A 15,628-nucleotide genomic window follows, 5' to 3' on the forward strand; every position below is an offset into this window, starting at 1 on the left:
ACGCTTCCTGACACACTCAACGCGAGAATTGAGTTATGAGCGCAAATTGGGTCACTGTTAAGTTAGGAATTGTCGTTGAGTCTTGTTTAGGAAAAATGCTAGATCAAAATAAAAATAAAGGAGAATTTTATCCGTATCTTGGCAACAGCAATGTTCGATGGGGAAGTTTTGATCTTTCAAATCTAGCAAAGATGAAATTTGAGGAAACTGAGTTTCTTCGATATGGCTTAAAAGATGGTGATTTGCTGGTGTGCGAAGGCGGAGAACCTGGCCGCTGTGCTATTTGGAAAAATAATATTCCTAATATGAAATTTCAAAAAGCATTGCATCGCATTAGACCAAAAAATCAGTTGAATAACTATTACCTTTACTATTGGTTCAAGTTATCTCATCAATTGGGTAAGTTAGAGCCATTTTTTACCGGTACAACAATTAAGCACTTAACAGGTAAAGCGCTATCGGAATTAAACATTCAGTTGCCTCCATTGGACTATCAATGGAAAGTTGCAAATATACTCAAAAGCCTTGACGACAAAATCGAACTCAACCGCCAAACCAACCAGACCCTGGAGCAAATCGCCCAAGCCATGTTCAAAAACTGGTTTGTCGATTTTGAACCGACACGCGCCAAAATCGCCGCCATTGAAGCAGGCGCAACAGCCAAAGAAGTCGAACGCGCAGCCATGTGCTCCATCAGTGGAAAAACTGATGAAGAACTAGATCAACTCGCCCCTGAAGTGCTGCAACAACTAAAAGTCACCGCCGCATTATTTCCTGATGCTTTGGTGGAATCTGAGTTGGGGGAAGTGCCGGAGGGGTGGAAATTAAGTGAAATTGGTAATGAGGTGGATATTGTCGGCGGAGGAACGCCAAGCACGACAAACTCTGAATTTTGGGAAGATGGCGATCATCACTGGACCACACCAAAAGATATGTCCAACTTAACAGATAAAATTTTGCTGCAAACAGAGCGAAAAGTTACAGATTCTGGTTTAAAAAAAATTAGCTCAGGACTACTTCCCATAAATACGGTATTGATGTCCTCACGTGCCCCTGTCGGATATTTGGCTATTACAAAAATTCCTGTGGCAATCAATCAAGGTTATATTGCAATGAAATGCAACGATGTTCTCACTCCTGAGTACGTAGTACAGTGGGCGCAATCCGTAATAGATGAAATCCAGCAACGCGCAAGTGGTACTACATTTGCAGAAATCAGCAAAAGGAATTTTAGAGTGATTAAGGTGCTCGTTCCAAAGGACGCACTTGTTCAATCCTATTCGAGAGTTGTTGGTAATTTATACGAAAAAATAAGTTCCGCGTTAAAAGAGACTATAGCGCTGGCTGAACTACGAGATTCGTTGTTACCTAAATTATTATCCGGCGAAATAAAGGTCAGCAATGTCAATTGAAAAAGTAAAAAAAAGCACAGACTTAATTGAAACTGTAGAACAATTTTTACAGACCGGATTTTCTGCCAATCAAGAATTCAATGACGCTATCAATGGCACTGAACCTTTTACAATCCGCAGCATAAAAGACCCGGAAACTACTTTCAGCTACGATGCCAGCGAAATTTTGTATTGGGTAGATCGTAGTGCATACTGGGACGAATTTGATAGTTGGAATGGATTGCAAATCAAAGAAAAATATTCGGAGTGCTTGGATTTTCTCCATACCTCGCAACAAAAATCTGTGTTTTTTGATTTAGTGGAACTCATACGCCGAAAAAAAATAGCCCCATTTTTGGGTGCAGGCATTTCTAAATCTGCTGGCTATCCAATGTGGGGGGAAGCCCTTCTGGCCTTAAGTGAACGCATTAAGACCCTTGAAGAAAATCTGATCTCCAATTTGCTATATAAAAATCAGTATCTGGAAGCAGCACAAGCTATAGCCAATGCGTCATCAGTCCAACTTGAAAACTACGTCAAAACAACGTTCAGGGCCATTTTTGACGATGACGCAGAACGAGGAAAAATTCCACAGATATTCAGATTATTGCCGAGGCTATCCAGCGGCTGCATTATCACCACAAATTTTGACGCACTCATTGAAGAGACTTTCAAAATTAAGGGAGCTCCGCTGAACGATGCTTATATGTATGGTATTCAAGCTGGTAACAATTTCGTACAAAGGCTGTTAAAAGGTGATCGCTGCATCCTAAAGTTACACGGTGACGCCAGTCAGCCTGGCACGTATGTTTTTACTGAAGACCAATATCAGCATGCCTATGGCAGCCCCATAGACTATAGCAAGCAATTGCCCAGGGCATTGCGTCAAATTTATATCAGTAACTCTTTGCTGTTCCTTGGCTGCTCTTTGGAGCAAGACAAAACACTGGAATTATTCCAAGAAGTAAAAACGAGCCGCGCTTTTGACATCCCTGATCATTTTGCCTTTTTACCTGACGTAAGCGATGCACATAAAAAGCAGGCGACGGAAGACCGCTTACTGACTCTGAATATTCGTCCTATCTGGTATCCAGACAAAAATTACCACGAAATGCTGCCTTTACTAGTTGAATTAGCCACTGATGTTGCAGAGCATCGCTTGAATTTGAGGTAATGATGGTTACAGAAGATCAACTCGAACAACTCTGCCTGGACTGGTTCCAAGCCATAGGTTATGACTATGTCTGCGGCTACGACATTGCGCCTGATGCCAGCAGCCCGGAACGTAGCGATTACCGCCAGATTGTTTTGCAGGGGCGCTTGCTGACTGCCTTGCAGGCGATTAACCCGCACATCCCTGTTGCAACCCTAGAGCAAGTGGCAGTGCAGATCAACAAGGCAGAAACACCGGTGCTGATCAAGAATAACAAGGCTTTTCACCAGCTTTTGCTGGAAGGCGTGAAGGTAGAATATAAGGTAACTAGTGCCAATGGGCAGGCGGAGTCGAAGACCGATTATGTGCACTTGATCGACTTTGCCCATGTTCACAATAATCAATTCCTGGTCGTCAATCAATTCACTTTGGTCGGCAGCAAGGGTAACCGCCGCCCGGATGTGCTGGTGTTCATTAATGGTTTGCCGCTGGCGGTGCTGGAATTGAAGAATCCGGCAGATAAGCATGCCGATATCTGGCAAGCCTACCAGCAATTGCAAACGTATAAAGAAGAAATACCCGACCTGTTTATTTTTAATGAGGCGGTCGTCGTCAGCGATGGCGTGGTGGCGCGAGTGGGTTCGCTCACTGCCAATAAAGAGCGGTTTTTGCCCTGGCGCACGGTAGCCAATGAAAATGATAAGCCACTGTTTGAATTTCAGTTAGAAACGATAGTAAAAGGTTTCTTCAAGCCTGAGCTGTTGATCGACTATCTGCGTTACTTCATTTTGTTTGAACAGGATGGCGATACCATCGTTAAAAAAATCGCCGGTTATCACCAGTTTCACGCGGTGCGTGAGGCGGTGCGGGCTACGGTGATTGCGGCGCAACGGCCCACCTTGCCAGGCATTGCCGAGGCACGCGCCAATTATGCTGACCGAGTGCAGCCCGGCTCTGGCAAGGCGGGGGTGGTGTGGCATACACAGGGGTCGGGCAAGTCTATCTCCATGGTGTGTTATGCCGCCAAGTTGCTGGCGCAGCCTGAAATGCAGAACCCGACCATCGTCGTGGTGACAGACAGGAATGACCTGGACGGGCAGTTGTTTAATACCTTTAGCATGTCCACCGATGCCTTGAAACAAACGCCAGTGCAAGCAGGCGATCGGGACGATTTGCGCGAACTGCTGTCGTCCCTCCAGGCAGGCGGTATCATTTTTACGACGGTGCAAAAGTTTGCGTTGTTGACCAATGAAATCGCCCACCCCGTCTTAAGTCAACGTCACAATATTGTGGTGATCAGTGATGAAGCACATCGCAGCCAGTATGGCGACAAGGCAAAATTCAATAGCAAAACCGGTAAATACACTTTCGGTTATTCCAAGCACATGCGCGACGCCTTGCCGCAGGCGACTTTCATCGGCTTTACCGGCACGCCAATAGATAGCAGCGACAAAGACACGCAAGCGGTGTTTGGCGAATATGTGTCTATCTATGATATTCAGGATGCAGTTGATGATGGCGCAACAGTGCCTATTTTTTATGAGTCACGCCTGGCGAAACTGGACATCAACAAGGCTGAGATTGAATCCTTGAATGAGGATGTCGATGAAGTCATCGAAGATGAGGAAGACACAGCCACGCGGGAAAGCACCAAGTCACACTGGGCAACGCTGGAAAAACTGGTCGGTAGTGACCCGCGTATCAAGCAGGTGTGCAAAGACCTAGTGGCCCATTTTGAAACTCGCATTGCCAGTATGCCAGGTAAAGGCATGGTCGTTTGCATGAGCCGCCTTATTTGCGTGGACATGTACGATGCCATCGTCAAACTTAAGCCTGAATGGCATGACCTTGACCCGGCCAAAGGCAGTATTAAAATTGTGATGACGGGTTCGGCCTCAGACGATGCCAAGTTGCAGCCGCATATATATAGTAAAGAAACGAAGAAGCTATTTGAAAAACGCTTTAAAGATGTCAACGACCCTTTGCAACTGGTGATTGTGCGCGATATGTGGCTGACAGGTTTTGATGCACCTAATTGCCACACCATGTACATCGACAAACCGATGACGGGGCATAATTTGATGCAGGCGATTGCCAGGGTGAACCGGGTATTTAAAGATAAACCCGGCGGCTTGGTAGTTGACTATATAGGCATTGCCAATGAATTGAAAAAGGCACTGAAAATCTATGCTAGCTCAAACGGTAAAGGGCAGCCTACTCACAATACCGATGAAGCCTACGCGCTTTTATTAGAAAAAGTCGACATGGTGCGTGGCATGTTCCATGGCTTTGATTACAGTGCCTATGAAACCAAGGCATTGCAGCTCTTACCTGGCGCGATGAACCATTTGCTAGGTTTGCAGGGTGCAAATGGTGAGTTGGACGGTAAGAAACGCTACCTGGATGTGGTGGCGGCTTTGGGTAAGGCATATTCCTTATGCAGTACTCTCGATGAGGTGGAACCATACAAGAAAGAAATTGCATTCTTGAGCGCGGTAAGAAGCGCCATCACTAAATTTACCACCATAGACAAACGCCGCACGGACGAAGAGAAAAATACTGCACTAAAACAGATTATCGATAATGCCATCATTGCAGGTGGTGTTGACGACATTTTCCAGATGGTCGGTTTGGATAAACCCAATATCGGTCTATTGTCACCAGAGTTTCTGGAAGATGTAGCGCGTATGCCGCAAAAAAATCTGGCGGTGGAATTGCTGGAAAAGCTATTGCGCGACGAAGTCAAAGCCCGTATGAAAACCGATGTTATTTCTGAGAAAAAATACTCAGACCGTATTCTGGAAACGCTGCGCAAATACCATAACCGCGCCATTGAAACGGCACAAGTGATTGAAGAACTCATCAAGATGGCCAAGGAAATGGCCGCCGATGCCGAACAGGCAGAAAAGATGGGCTTGAATTCAGACGAGATTGCTTTCTACCGCGCCTTGATACAAAACGAATCAGCGGTAAAGGAGCTGGGGGACAATAATTTACGTGAATTGGCAAAATACGTGACCGAGCAACTGCGCAGCTCAACAACGGTGGATTGGCAAGTACGTGAAAGCGTCAGGGCAAAATTGCGTAATCTGGTCAGGCGTGCGCTAAGAAAATGGAAGTATCCACCTGACAAGGCGGATGACGCGGTCGAGTTATGCTTGAAACAGGCTGAAGTGTTAAGTGAAAGCTGGACTCATTGACAGAAATAATTTAAAAAGTTTATACGCATTACTACAGCCACTTTTTATGCCGTACAAGATTCAGCTAAAGCACTTTACCTGATCAATTCTATTATGACTATACCTGACTATCAAACACTGATGCTGCCTTTACTGCGCATTGCAGCAGATCAAGAAGAGCATCGGTTTCGTGATGCAGTAGAAAAACTGGCTCTGGAGTTTACTATCAGTGACGAAGAGCGCAACACCATGCTGCCGAGCGGGACAGCGCCATTGTTTGATAACAGGGTTGGATGGGCTAGAACCTATTTAAAACAAGCAGCCCTGCTTGAATCAAGAAAACGCGGTTTTTTCATGATTACGACCCGAGGAAAAGAATTGTTAGCCAGCAATCCGAATCGAATAGACAATTCAGTCCTCGAAAAATACCCCGAATATCTCGCTTTTAAATTAAGGCGGAATGAAGACAAACCTGCCAATGCGTCGCTGCTACCAATCAATAGCGGGATAGCAAATATGGCAATAGAACAAGCAGAGCAAACACCAGAGGAATTATTTACGCAAGCCTATCAACGTTTGCGAAACAATCTGGAGTCTGAATTACTTGAGCAGGTCAAAGCTTCATCCCCTGCTTTTTTTGAGCGCCTTGTTATCGATCTGTTAGTAAGCATGGGCTATGGTGGCTCTCGGCAGGATGCAGGAAAAGCAATTGGCCGCAGTGGTGACGGCGGCATAGATGGCATGATTAAAGAAGATAAACTGGGCCTGGACGTAATTTATGTTCAGGCAAAACGCTGGGAAGGTACGGTTGGTCGCCCCGATATTCAAAAATTTGCAGGAGCACTGTTAGGCCAGCGAGCCAATAAGGGCGTGTTCATTACGACTTCCAGTTTTTCAAAAGAGGCAGAAGAATACGCCAATAGCATTGCATCCAAGATCATCCTTATTACTGGTGAACAATTGGCCACGTTCATGGTTGACCACAATGTCGGGGTGTCATCAGTCAGCCGGTTTGAACTAAAACGTATAGATTCTGATTACTTTGAGGGTGAGAATGTGTAAGTTCAGTTAATCAACCGCCAGCGATCTGGTATTGCTCTTCCATGCACATTCCACAAGTAAGGAGGAGAGCATGGATCTTATGAAGTCCTCCCCCCTCAATACCTATGCTCATCCACCAAATGCTTATTAAAACTGTACTTGCTACCACCTTGCAGCACATCGGTCAGGCGTTTGGGGTTGGCGGATGAGATGAAGATGTCGGCGATGCCGTCTTTGACGCGGAACTTGGTGGCGGGGCTGAGGATGTTGTTAGCTTTGATCATCAAGTGGCGGATGATTTTGGCTTTTTCGCTGCAGATAAGGAAGTGGTTTTCTTTTCTGAAGTTGGTCAGGGGGATGTTGAGCCACCAGCCTTCGTCGTTGCCGTAGCGGACGACTTGGGAGAATTGGGTGTTACCTTCGTTGAGGACGTTGGCTTGCAGGGAATCGTTAGCGATTTGGATGGCTTCGGCTTTGTTCATTTTTTTGTCTTCTTTGGCGTTTGGGTGGGGTTCAGTGGTTAAATTGCTACTGGGTCTGCGATGAAAACCCATCCCCATCCCTGCCTTCCCCTTGAAGGGGAAGGAGTTTCAAGGCGTTATTGTAAACCTTAAGCCAGGCTTTTAGCTTCGTTGGTTTACTGTCCGTCATACATTGCGTTAAACTGTATGCATATACAGTTATTTAAACGTGCGCCCTGTCCCATGCTTGCCAATCTGGATAATCCCTTCTATTACCTTGAAAACTTTCAGGCCGTGCTGGACTGGGTGGGCGGGCGGTATGCGGATTTATTGGCTGGTGATGAGCAGGCGTTTATAGCCCAGTTTGGCAGCCTGCCGCAGGCCTCGCGGGCTTTGTTTGTGCGGATGGTGATGCGCAAGGGTTGCGTGTTCAGGGCCAGCAAGCTGGTGTATGGCGAGATTGGTGATACCTGTGCAGCCATGCAGGCGCTGGTGGATGTGGGCTGGGTGCAGGCTGATCCTGAGCTCGATATTGCTGGCTTGTTTGATTTGCTGCAAAAACCTGAGCTGGCGCTGGTGTTGGCGATGACGCCTGCTGAAAAGAAATTGCCCAAGCCTGAGCAACTGGGATTGTTTGGTTTGCGGCATACGAGTAGCCAGGCGTTTTCTGCCTGGTGTTCCGATTCTGTGGATGATGTGGCTTACCAGGTGCTGAACAAGGATTTGTGTGACCGTTTGCGTTTGCTATTTTTTGGCAATCTGTATCAAGACTGGTCTGAGTTTGTGTTGTCTGACCTGGGTATTTTTCAGTATGAGAAGGTGGAGTTTTCTGCAGCCTCGCGTGGCTTTGGCTGTCGTGCGGATATTGAGGCTTATCTGGCTTTGCATGTCTGTCGTGAGGCTTTTCATGCGGAGCAGCCTGTGCCTGAGGTGCTGGCGCAACTGGCTGCGACAGATTTGCATGCAATGGACAATGCCTGGATTGCCAGCCGCCGTAACCGTTTGCTGTACCAGATTGGTGAATACCTGGAAAAGCAAAAAGACTGGGCGCTGGCGCAGCAGGTGTATGCGGGCTGCACTTACCCTGGTGCGCGCTTGCGGGCTATACGTGTGCTGGAGAAAAGCGAGCAGACGCAGGCTGCCTATGATTTGCTGACGCTGGCGCAGCAAGCGCCTGAGAGTGAGGCAGAACATCAGCAGATCAGGCGTATTGAGCCGCGACTTGCCCGCAAGCTGGGGTTAGCCAAAGCCGCCAAAGTGACTAGTACGCCGCCGATAGAACTGGGCTTGCGCCTGCCCTTCCCGCAAGAAGATTATGTGGTCGAATATGTAGTGCGTGACCATTTGCATACAGATGATGCGCCTGTGTTTTATGTGGAGAATGCGCTCATCAATTCGCTGTTTGGCTTGTTGTGCTGGCCTGTGATTTTCAAGGCGATACCGGGGGCGTTTTTTCACCCCTTCCAGCGTGGGCCTGCGGATTTATTGAGTGCCGATTTTCAGACGCGGCGGGCGGATGATTTTGCTGCCTGTTTTGCGCAACTGGACACGGGAGCTTATCGCCAGACCATACGGCAAACTTATGCGGCCAAGTCTGGTTTGCAATCGCCCTTTGTGTTTTGGAGTGCTCTATCAGAAGATTTGCTGGAGATGGCGCTGGCCTGCATACCTGCACAGCATTTGAAGCATAGTTTCGAGCGCATCTTGCTCGACATACGTGCCAACCGCAATGGCTTTCCTGACTTGATACAGTTTTGGCCGCAAGAGCAGCGTTATCAAATGATAGAGGTCAAAGGGCCGGGCGACAAGTTGCAGGATAACCAGAAACGCTGGCTGGACTTTTGTGCCAAGCATGATATGCCGGTGGCTGTTTGTTACCTGGAATGGCAAGAGGCTGAACAGTGAGCACCGTAAGCACCGGCAGCTATACCGTCGCTGTACGTGCCCTGTGTGAATTCACGGCCAAGCAAGGTGATCTGGATTTGCGTTTTACCCCCTCCCCCACAGCCGAGCAAGGCATGGCCGGGCATGCGACGGTGGCCTTGCGCAGAAACAGCAGTTATGAGCGTGAAGTGACGCTGGAAGGCCAGCATGGCGGCTTGCATGTGCGTGGCCGCGCCGACGGTTATGACCCTGACTTGCAGCAAATAGAAGAAATCAAAACTTACTTGGGTGATTTGCATGCCATGCCAGACAATCACAGGCATCTGCATTGGGCACAGGCCAAGGTGTATGGGCATTTGCTATGCCAGAAACTGGGCTTGCAAAAGATTAGTGTGGCGCTGGTGTATTTCAATATACAAAGCCAGAAAGAAACGGTGTTGCAGCAAGAGTTGCTGGCTGCTGAATTGTCAGATTTTTTTGCTTTGCTGTGTGGCCGCTTTATTGCCTGGGCAGAGCAGGAAGTGGTACATCGTGCTGCGCGGGATCTGGCTTTAACGGATATGGTTTTTCCGCATGCGACATTCCGGTCAGGGCAAAGGCAATTGGCTGAAGCGATGTACAAGGCCAGCAAGCGCAGCTGTTGCCTGCTGGCGCAAGCACCGACGGGTATAGGCAAAACCATAGGCTCTTTGTTCCCCCTGTTAAAGGCTGCTGCAGAGCATAAGCTGGACAAGATTTTTTATCTGGCGGCAAAAACATCGGGGCGGCAACTGGCTTTGCATGCGCTGGGCAATATTCAAAACAGTACGCCCAGCCTGGGTTTGCGCACGCTGGAGCTGGTAGCAAAAACCAAGGCATGTGAATACCCGGAGGCCGCTTGTCACGGTGATGCCTGCCTGCTGGCCAAGGGCTTTTATGATCGTCTACCTGCTGCGCGTGCTGCCGCGGTTGAGCAGCAATTGCTGGATAAAGAAGGCTTGCGCAGTGTCGCTCTGGCACACCAGGTTTGCCCTTATTATCTGGGCATAGAAATGGCACGCTGGGCCGATGTCATCATCGGTGACTATAACTATTATTTTGATCTCTACGCTTTGCTGCATGGCTTAACGATAGTCAACAACTGGCGTGTCGCTGTGCTGGTGGACGAGGCGCACAATATGGTGACGCGGGCGCGCCAAATGTATAGCGCAGAGTTGCAGCGTGACAGCCTGAAACGTTTAAGAAAAGCTCCGCCACCTGCTCTCAAAAAACCTCTGGACAGCTTATATCGCGCTTGGCTGCAACTAGAAAAAGAGCAGGAAGCTGATTACCAGGCCCATACAGAAATACCTGAAAAACTGCAGGCTGCATTGACGCGGCTTTGTACAGAAATTGGGCTTTATTTTTCTGACAACCCCAGTCAGTTGGCACCAGATTTACAGCAGTTTTACCTGGATACATTGCTGTTCATCCGTCTGGCAGAAAGCATTGCTGATCACTCACTGTTTGATATTAGCAAAGCGCATGGTACATCGACGCTATGCATACGTAATATCGTGCCCGCAGCTTTTTTGACACCACGTTTTGCGGCCAGCCATACGACGGCCTTGTTCTCAGCCACGCTCAGCCCCTGGAATTATTATTGCGATACTCTGGGCCTGCCAGAGGGCACGGCCTGGGTGGACGTGGAGTCGCCCTTCTCTGCGGATCAGTTGCAGGTGCATGTGGTGGATAGTGTCTCAACCCGCTATGCCGATCGTGCGCGTTCAGTTGCACCCATCGTCGCGTTGATGGCGTGGCAATATCAGACCCAGCCTGGCAATTACTTGGCCTTCTTCAGCAGCTTTGATTATTTGGAACAGGTCAGTCGCAGCTTTATCAATGCGCATCCTGATATACCTGTGCGTTTGCAAACCCGGCGTATGCATGAAGCGGATCGTGAAGATTTCCTGGCGCAATTTACTGAGGATAGCCAGGGGATTGCCTTTGCAGTTCTGGGTGGCTCATTTGGTGAGGGTATAGATTTGCCAGGTGCGCGGCTGATTGGTGCTTTTATTGCTACGCTGGGTCTGCCGCAACTCAATCCCATCAATGAACAGATCAAGCTGCGCATGGATAAGATTTTTGGGGCGGGTTATGACTATGCTTATCTTTACCCTGGTTTGCAAAAGGTGGTGCAGGCTGCGGGGCGGGTGATACGGCAGACGGATGATAAGGGTGTGGTGTATTTGATTGATGACCGCTTTGCGCGTGGGGATGTGCGGGCTTTGTTGCCGGGATGGTGGGCGGTGAGGTAGCTGTATCGTGCCTTGTAGTTTGGGCTTCTCGTAGGTTGGGCCGGGCCTCGCTAGGCTACCCTTCGTAGGTTGGGCTACGGGGCATCAGCCCAACACTGGGCCTCTGCAAACGTATACGCTATTTAAACGCTGAGTGTTGGGCTGGTGAAGCGTAGCCCAACCTACGTCTCTTGCACCTCGCCCCGCCCACAATCAACACAAACCCTCCATTAAACAAGTAAACCTTGTTATTTAACGAAACAATGTATATATTAATGGAACTCAATCACCATTTTTATAGAAGTTGGTCTCGATTATGAAAACTTCCAAGTCCCAGCAAGAGCAAACTAGGCGCACGCTGATACGTACTGCCGTTGATCTGATTACGGAAAAAGGCTATGACGCCGCAACCATGAAGCAGATTGCCCGTGAGGCGGGTATAGGTGATGCGACGATCTACAAGTATTTCCCCAGTAAGGAGAAAATCCTGCTGGCTTATTATGAGCTAAGCATAGAAATCACTCTCGAAGTGGCGCAAGAAACGCCGGGCTGGGACGAGTTCACCCTGCAAGAAAAACTGCAAAGACTGGTCGATGCCTTGCTGGAGCTTTTACTGGGTGATCGTGAGTTTGTAGAAATCACACGCGATATCTTTGGCAAATCGCCGCTCTTGATGATGCGTGACAATATGCCTGGCCAGCAAACCCTGAAGCTGGAAATTCTTAACTTGCTGGAAGAGGCAGAACAGCGTGGTGACATTGCGCCTTGCGATTTCAAGAATCTGATCAGTGGTTTGTTTGGTGATTATCTGTTTGCTGTCATCGCCTACTGGCTCAAGGATGAGTCAGACGAATTTTCAAATACCACGCAACTGGTGGATATGACGCTGGCGATACTGGTGTTGGCATTGAAGAGTGGCATCGTCAATAAAGTATCTGAGCTGGCCAGCTTCATGCTGCGCAACCAGTTGTCGCGTATCATGCAAAATGGCTCTGGTTTGCTGGAGATGGTCAAGCTCGTGCAGAATGGATTGGGACGTGGCCTGGGGGATGCGCGATGAACAAGGCTCCACCAGCCAGCAAGCTGGGTAGAAGCACCATCACTGGCCTGGCTCTGGCACATGCCGGAGCCAGCAAGCTGAGACACAAGGCGCGCCAGATGTTGCGCAGCGATGATGACAAGCAGGCTGCGCAAGAAAGGCATGAAGCCGAGCTGGGCCGCATACTTTTCAAGGCACTCAATCAGTTAAAAGGCAGTGCCCTCAAGGTATCGCAGTTGCTGAGTATGGAAGCCGATTTTTTACCAGAAGGCATACGCCGCGAACTGGCCAAAGGCTGCCATCAGGTCACGCCTTTGAATCGCGCCCTGATACATAAAGTCTTTCAACGTGAATTTGGCAAAGCGCCAGAACATTTGTATGCGCAATTTGATGCGCATGCTTTTGCCGCAGCCAGCCTGGGCCAGGTCCATCATGCACAGCTGGCTGATGGCCAGCAACTGGCCGTCAAGGTGCAATACCCTGGCATAGCCTCTGCCATAGGCAGTGATTTGCGTATGTTGCGTGGCATTTTTCAGACCCTGGCCATAGGTAACACCATCTTGCCGCGCAAAGAGGTCATAGACCGCTTTATGAGTGAGCTGGAAGTCAAGATGGGAGAAGAACTCGATTATGAGCACGAGGCCATGCAGCTTACCTGGTTTCATGCCAATGTGAATTTGCCTGGCATTGTCATTCCCAAATGCCTGGACGAGTTGTCAAGCGCGCGGGTCTTGACGATGGAAAAAATCGAAGGCCTTCACCTGGATGCCTGGCTGGCAACCGCGCCTGACCAGGCCCAGCGCAATCACTTCGGGCAATTGCTGTTTGACTGGTTCTGGTACAGCGTTTGTGAACTGGGCCGCGTGCATGCAGACCCGCATCCTGGTAATTTTTTGTTCATGCCAGATGGGCGTTTGGCGGTGCTGGACTTTGGTTGTACGAATAAAATGTCTTATCGTTTTTGTCATGCCATGGCAGGTAGCTGGCACGCCCTTTTGATGAAGGATCAAGTGGAGCGTAATCGCCTCTTGCGCCTGGCTTATATCGATCTGGGCCTGTTTTCTGATGCAGTCACGCAAGATGAATTTGATCATAGCGTCATGACTGCACTTGCCGACTTGCATGCCTGGAAGATGGAAGCATTTCAAAGCAGCCAGTTTGACTTCAGCAATAAATCGCCCTACCCCAAGACCATCAACGCAGAACATAGCAAGCTGCTGTCAGGCATCCTGGCGGGCTGGCATGAAGATGTACCTTATTTTGATCGCGCCTACCTGGGGCTGATGAATATGCTCAGGAGAATGGGAGCTGTCGTCAACACCGAAATAGCCTGGACCAAAGGGAGAAATACAAATGAACACTAAATCTGGCCAACCATGGACTGGCTATTGGCTGATTGCCGTCGCAGGCTTGCATACCATTGCATCGGGTATATTTTTTGGTGATGTATTCATCAGGATGTGGCAAAAAGGATTGTTCAATTCGGTAGGCAGAGATCCTATGATAGGTTTGGCTGTCTGGTTTCTGCTATTCGGGCCTGTTCTCGCGATGCTGGGCGCGGCGATTACGCGTCTGGAAAAATCAGGTAATTTCGACACTAGCAATAAGCTGGACTGGAGCATTTTATTACTCAGCGTGGTCGGCGTCATACTCATGCCCAACTCTGGTTTTTGGCTGGCATTTCCCCCAGCGTTCGCCTTGATATTCCGTAGCTTCACATTCAGCCCGGTGACAACATGATCATGAACTCCAAAGTGAAAGAAACCGCAATCCCAGCCAATAGCAAAATCGCTGAAGATGTGCCCGGTGCCTATTTTTACGACTGCTACCAAACGCCCTTCCCTCATGAAGATTTGAGCGCCATGCAAATCTATATGGATACTTTTGCTAAAACGCCAGACTGGGTGAATGCCTTGATGGGCATACGTAATCGCGTGGTGACATTATTTGGCTTAAAAAATGTGGGCAGGATGAAGAATATGGACAAGAGCAAACCTCCAGAAACCTACCAGGTAGGTGATAAGGCGGGTATATTTTCTCTGGTGTACAAGTCAGATGAGGAAGTCATACTCTGCGATTCTGACAAGCATCTGGATGTCAAGGTATCGGTATCCAAACAAAACCGAGATGGCCAGGCTTTTATTGCACTCAGCACCGTGGTACATGTGCATAATAATCTGGGCCGAGCGTATATGTTTTTTGTGGGGCCAGCGCACAAAGTTATTGCACCTGCAGTTTTAGCCAGGGCATAAAACAGAATTTTCTATTAAGTTGGAGCTAAGCCATATACGTATTTCCCCTCATCATTTTTGTCATGCATTTGTCATAAATCCTCTCTAAGATGAAATCATCAAAACAAAAGAGAAAAGGAGATTAAAGACGATGTTAAGTAAATTAAAACAAAAATACCAAATGATGCGGGCGAGGAATATTACTAAATTTTCCGACTACAGGCGTCAGTTGGTTGATATACCGAATGCAGTATTCTTGCATTGGCAGGCAACAGCAAAAGTTGAATTTCCCGGCATCCCTAGTGATGCCGTTTTTTTTATCCGTGCGGCAGAAGGTTTGATGATGTTTTTCAGTTGCATCAGCCGCAGCAAGCTGGCTTGTGCCCTGCCTTCAAAGGCAGCAGACTCTGTCTGGCATGCCTGGAACAGCTGGTCTTCCATCAATCTGGACAACTTCTGTGGCAAGCATTTCGGTAGCACGATACCGCATGTGGAAGCAGAAAATATGGCTAGCGGTATCGACGTCGCCTTGGCCAATTGTCTGGTCACTGCGCAAAGAGCAGAAGGTATATGGCCAGGCAGGCCGTCTGTCCCTCGCCTGTTTGCCCTGGACCGCCAATTGCATATGCCCAACGGTTATGCCTACTTCGCCAATACCGTTAATATAGGCTTTCAAAATATGAACGCACGCGGCGTGGCTATAGGAAAACCCCACTACCCCGCGAGCTTTGACGCCAGCCAGCTGTTGGCCGCCGGCTTGATAACAGCTTTGGTTTATGAAGAGATGCTGAGTAAACAAGCACAGGCAGCCAAATCCGGTTCTTCATGTGGCGGCAGCAGTTGTGGCGGTGGCGGCAGCGCCGACAGCGGTGGCTGCGATGGGGGCGGATCTGGCTGCGGCAGCAGTTGCGGTGGTGGCTGTGGCGGAGGTTGTGGTGGTTAAGCATCTGGTATCTGCCGACCAGACGCTTTTTGTAGCAAATCGATACAAAGC

At 48.7% G+C, this 15,628-nt stretch carries 12 protein-coding genes; 11 read left to right on the forward strand and 1 reads right to left on the reverse strand.

The annotated features are described in order from the left end of the window. Positions 1 to 35: 35 nt before the first annotated feature. The 4 genes from ACO0LC_RS26350 to ACO0LC_RS26365 all read left to right on the forward strand — a co-directional run bounded on the left by ACO0LC_RS26350 (position 36) and on the right by ACO0LC_RS26365 (position 6,785). Positions 36 to 1,412, forward strand: a complete 1,377-nt coding sequence (locus ACO0LC_RS26350; protein ID WP_423008772.1) for a restriction endonuclease subunit S — start codon at positions 36 to 38, stop codon at positions 1,410 to 1,412. After that, positions 1,402 to 2,565, forward strand: a complete 1,164-nt coding sequence (locus tag ACO0LC_RS26355) for an SIR2 family NAD-dependent protein deacylase (protein ID WP_423008774.1) — start codon at positions 1,402 to 1,404, stop codon at positions 2,563 to 2,565. Before ACO0LC_RS26350 ends, ACO0LC_RS26355 begins: the two co-directional genes overlap by 11 nt. Then, positions 2,565 to 5,744, forward strand: coding sequence for a type I restriction endonuclease subunit R (locus ACO0LC_RS26360; protein ID WP_423008776.1), 3,180 nt, complete (start codon positions 2,565 to 2,567; stop codon positions 5,742 to 5,744). Before ACO0LC_RS26355 ends, ACO0LC_RS26360 begins: the two co-directional genes overlap by 1 nt. Before the next feature lie 93 nt (positions 5,745 to 5,837). Next, positions 5,838 to 6,785, forward strand: a complete 948-nt coding sequence (locus ACO0LC_RS26365; protein WP_423008778.1) for a restriction endonuclease — start codon at positions 5,838 to 5,840, stop codon at positions 6,783 to 6,785. A gap of 95 nt (positions 6,786 to 6,880) precedes the next feature. Here the strand turns inward: ACO0LC_RS26365 and ACO0LC_RS26370 are convergent, their stop codons facing one another. Further along, positions 6,881 to 7,246, reverse strand: coding sequence for a hypothetical protein (locus ACO0LC_RS26370; RefSeq protein WP_110257271.1), 366 nt, complete (start codon positions 7,244 to 7,246; stop codon positions 6,881 to 6,883). A 186-nt stretch (positions 7,247 to 7,432) separates the two neighbouring features. On the opposite strand from ACO0LC_RS26370, the gene ACO0LC_RS26375 reads away from it, so the two are divergent. From ACO0LC_RS26375 to ACO0LC_RS26405, 7 genes are all read left to right on the forward strand, one after another. After that, entirely contained in the window at positions 7,433 to 9,130 is a 1,698-nt protein-coding gene (locus ACO0LC_RS26375; protein ID WP_423008780.1) for a VRR-NUC domain-containing protein, read from the forward strand. Beyond that, positions 9,127 to 11,385 carry a helicase C-terminal domain-containing protein gene (locus ACO0LC_RS26380; protein WP_423008782.1) on the forward strand — a complete coding sequence of 753 codons (2,259 nt, stop codon included), beginning with the start codon at positions 9,127 to 9,129 and terminating at the stop codon, positions 11,383 to 11,385. Before ACO0LC_RS26375 ends, ACO0LC_RS26380 begins: the two co-directional genes overlap by 4 nt. Before the next feature lie 295 nt (positions 11,386 to 11,680). Continuing rightward, positions 11,681 to 12,424: a TetR/AcrR family transcriptional regulator gene (locus tag ACO0LC_RS26385; RefSeq protein ID WP_423008784.1), complete on the forward strand. Its 744-nt coding sequence runs from the start codon at positions 11,681 to 11,683 to the stop codon at positions 12,422 to 12,424. After that, entirely contained in the window at positions 12,421 to 13,767 is a 1,347-nt protein-coding gene (locus ACO0LC_RS26390; RefSeq protein ID WP_423008786.1) for an ABC1 kinase family protein, read from the forward strand. Before ACO0LC_RS26385 ends, ACO0LC_RS26390 begins: the two co-directional genes overlap by 4 nt. Further along, positions 13,757 to 14,143 carry a DUF6463 family protein gene (locus tag ACO0LC_RS26395; RefSeq protein WP_423008788.1) on the forward strand — a complete coding sequence of 129 codons (387 nt, stop codon included), beginning with the start codon at positions 13,757 to 13,759 and terminating at the stop codon, positions 14,141 to 14,143. The genes ACO0LC_RS26390 and ACO0LC_RS26395 overlap by 11 nt, the downstream gene beginning before the upstream one ends. Beyond that, the gene (locus tag ACO0LC_RS26400; RefSeq protein ID WP_423008790.1) at positions 14,140 to 14,655 is read left to right on the forward strand and encodes a DUF2867 domain-containing protein; all 516 of its coding nucleotides are present in this window, start codon (positions 14,140 to 14,142) and stop codon (positions 14,653 to 14,655) included. Before ACO0LC_RS26395 ends, ACO0LC_RS26400 begins: the two co-directional genes overlap by 4 nt. A 130-nt stretch (positions 14,656 to 14,785) precedes the next feature. Beyond that, positions 14,786 to 15,577: a hypothetical protein gene (locus ACO0LC_RS26405; protein ID WP_423008792.1), complete on the forward strand. Its 792-nt coding sequence runs from the start codon at positions 14,786 to 14,788 to the stop codon at positions 15,575 to 15,577. Positions 15,578 to 15,628 lie beyond the last annotated feature (51 nt).

It is taken from the genome of Undibacterium sp. JH2W (assembly GCF_049340425.1).
Lineage (GTDB): Bacteria > Pseudomonadota > Gammaproteobacteria > Burkholderiales > Burkholderiaceae_D > Undibacterium.

Excerpts from the sequence above, each read along its gene's own strand:
- ACO0LC_RS26390 (WP_423008786.1), top strand. The coding sequence starts at position 12,421 with ATGAACAAGGCTCCACCAGCCAGCAAGCTGGGTAGAAGCACCATCACT.
- ACO0LC_RS26395 (WP_423008788.1), top strand. The coding sequence starts at position 13,757 with ATGAACACTAAATCTGGCCAACCATGGACTGGCTATTGGCTGATTGCC.
- ACO0LC_RS26370 (WP_110257271.1), bottom strand. The coding sequence starts at position 7,246 with ATGAACAAAGCCGAAGCCATCCAAATCGCTAACGATTCCCTGCAAGCC.
- ACO0LC_RS26360 (WP_423008776.1), top strand. The coding sequence starts at position 2,565 with ATGATGGTTACAGAAGATCAACTCGAACAACTCTGCCTGGACTGGTTC.
- ACO0LC_RS26365 (WP_423008778.1), top strand. The coding sequence starts at position 5,838 with ATGACTATACCTGACTATCAAACACTGATGCTGCCTTTACTGCGCATT.
- ACO0LC_RS26350 (WP_423008772.1), top strand. The coding sequence starts at position 36 with ATGAGCGCAAATTGGGTCACTGTTAAGTTAGGAATTGTCGTTGAGTCT.
- ACO0LC_RS26375 (WP_423008780.1), top strand. The coding sequence starts at position 7,433 with ATGCATATACAGTTATTTAAACGTGCGCCCTGTCCCATGCTTGCCAAT.
- ACO0LC_RS26385 (WP_423008784.1), top strand. The coding sequence starts at position 11,681 with ATGAAAACTTCCAAGTCCCAGCAAGAGCAAACTAGGCGCACGCTGATA.
- ACO0LC_RS26355 (WP_423008774.1), top strand. The coding sequence starts at position 1,402 with ATGTCAATTGAAAAAGTAAAAAAAAGCACAGACTTAATTGAAACTGTA.
- ACO0LC_RS26400 (WP_423008790.1), top strand. The coding sequence starts at position 14,140 with ATGATCATGAACTCCAAAGTGAAAGAAACCGCAATCCCAGCCAATAGC.
- ACO0LC_RS26405 (WP_423008792.1), top strand. The coding sequence starts at position 14,786 with ATGTTAAGTAAATTAAAACAAAAATACCAAATGATGCGGGCGAGGAAT.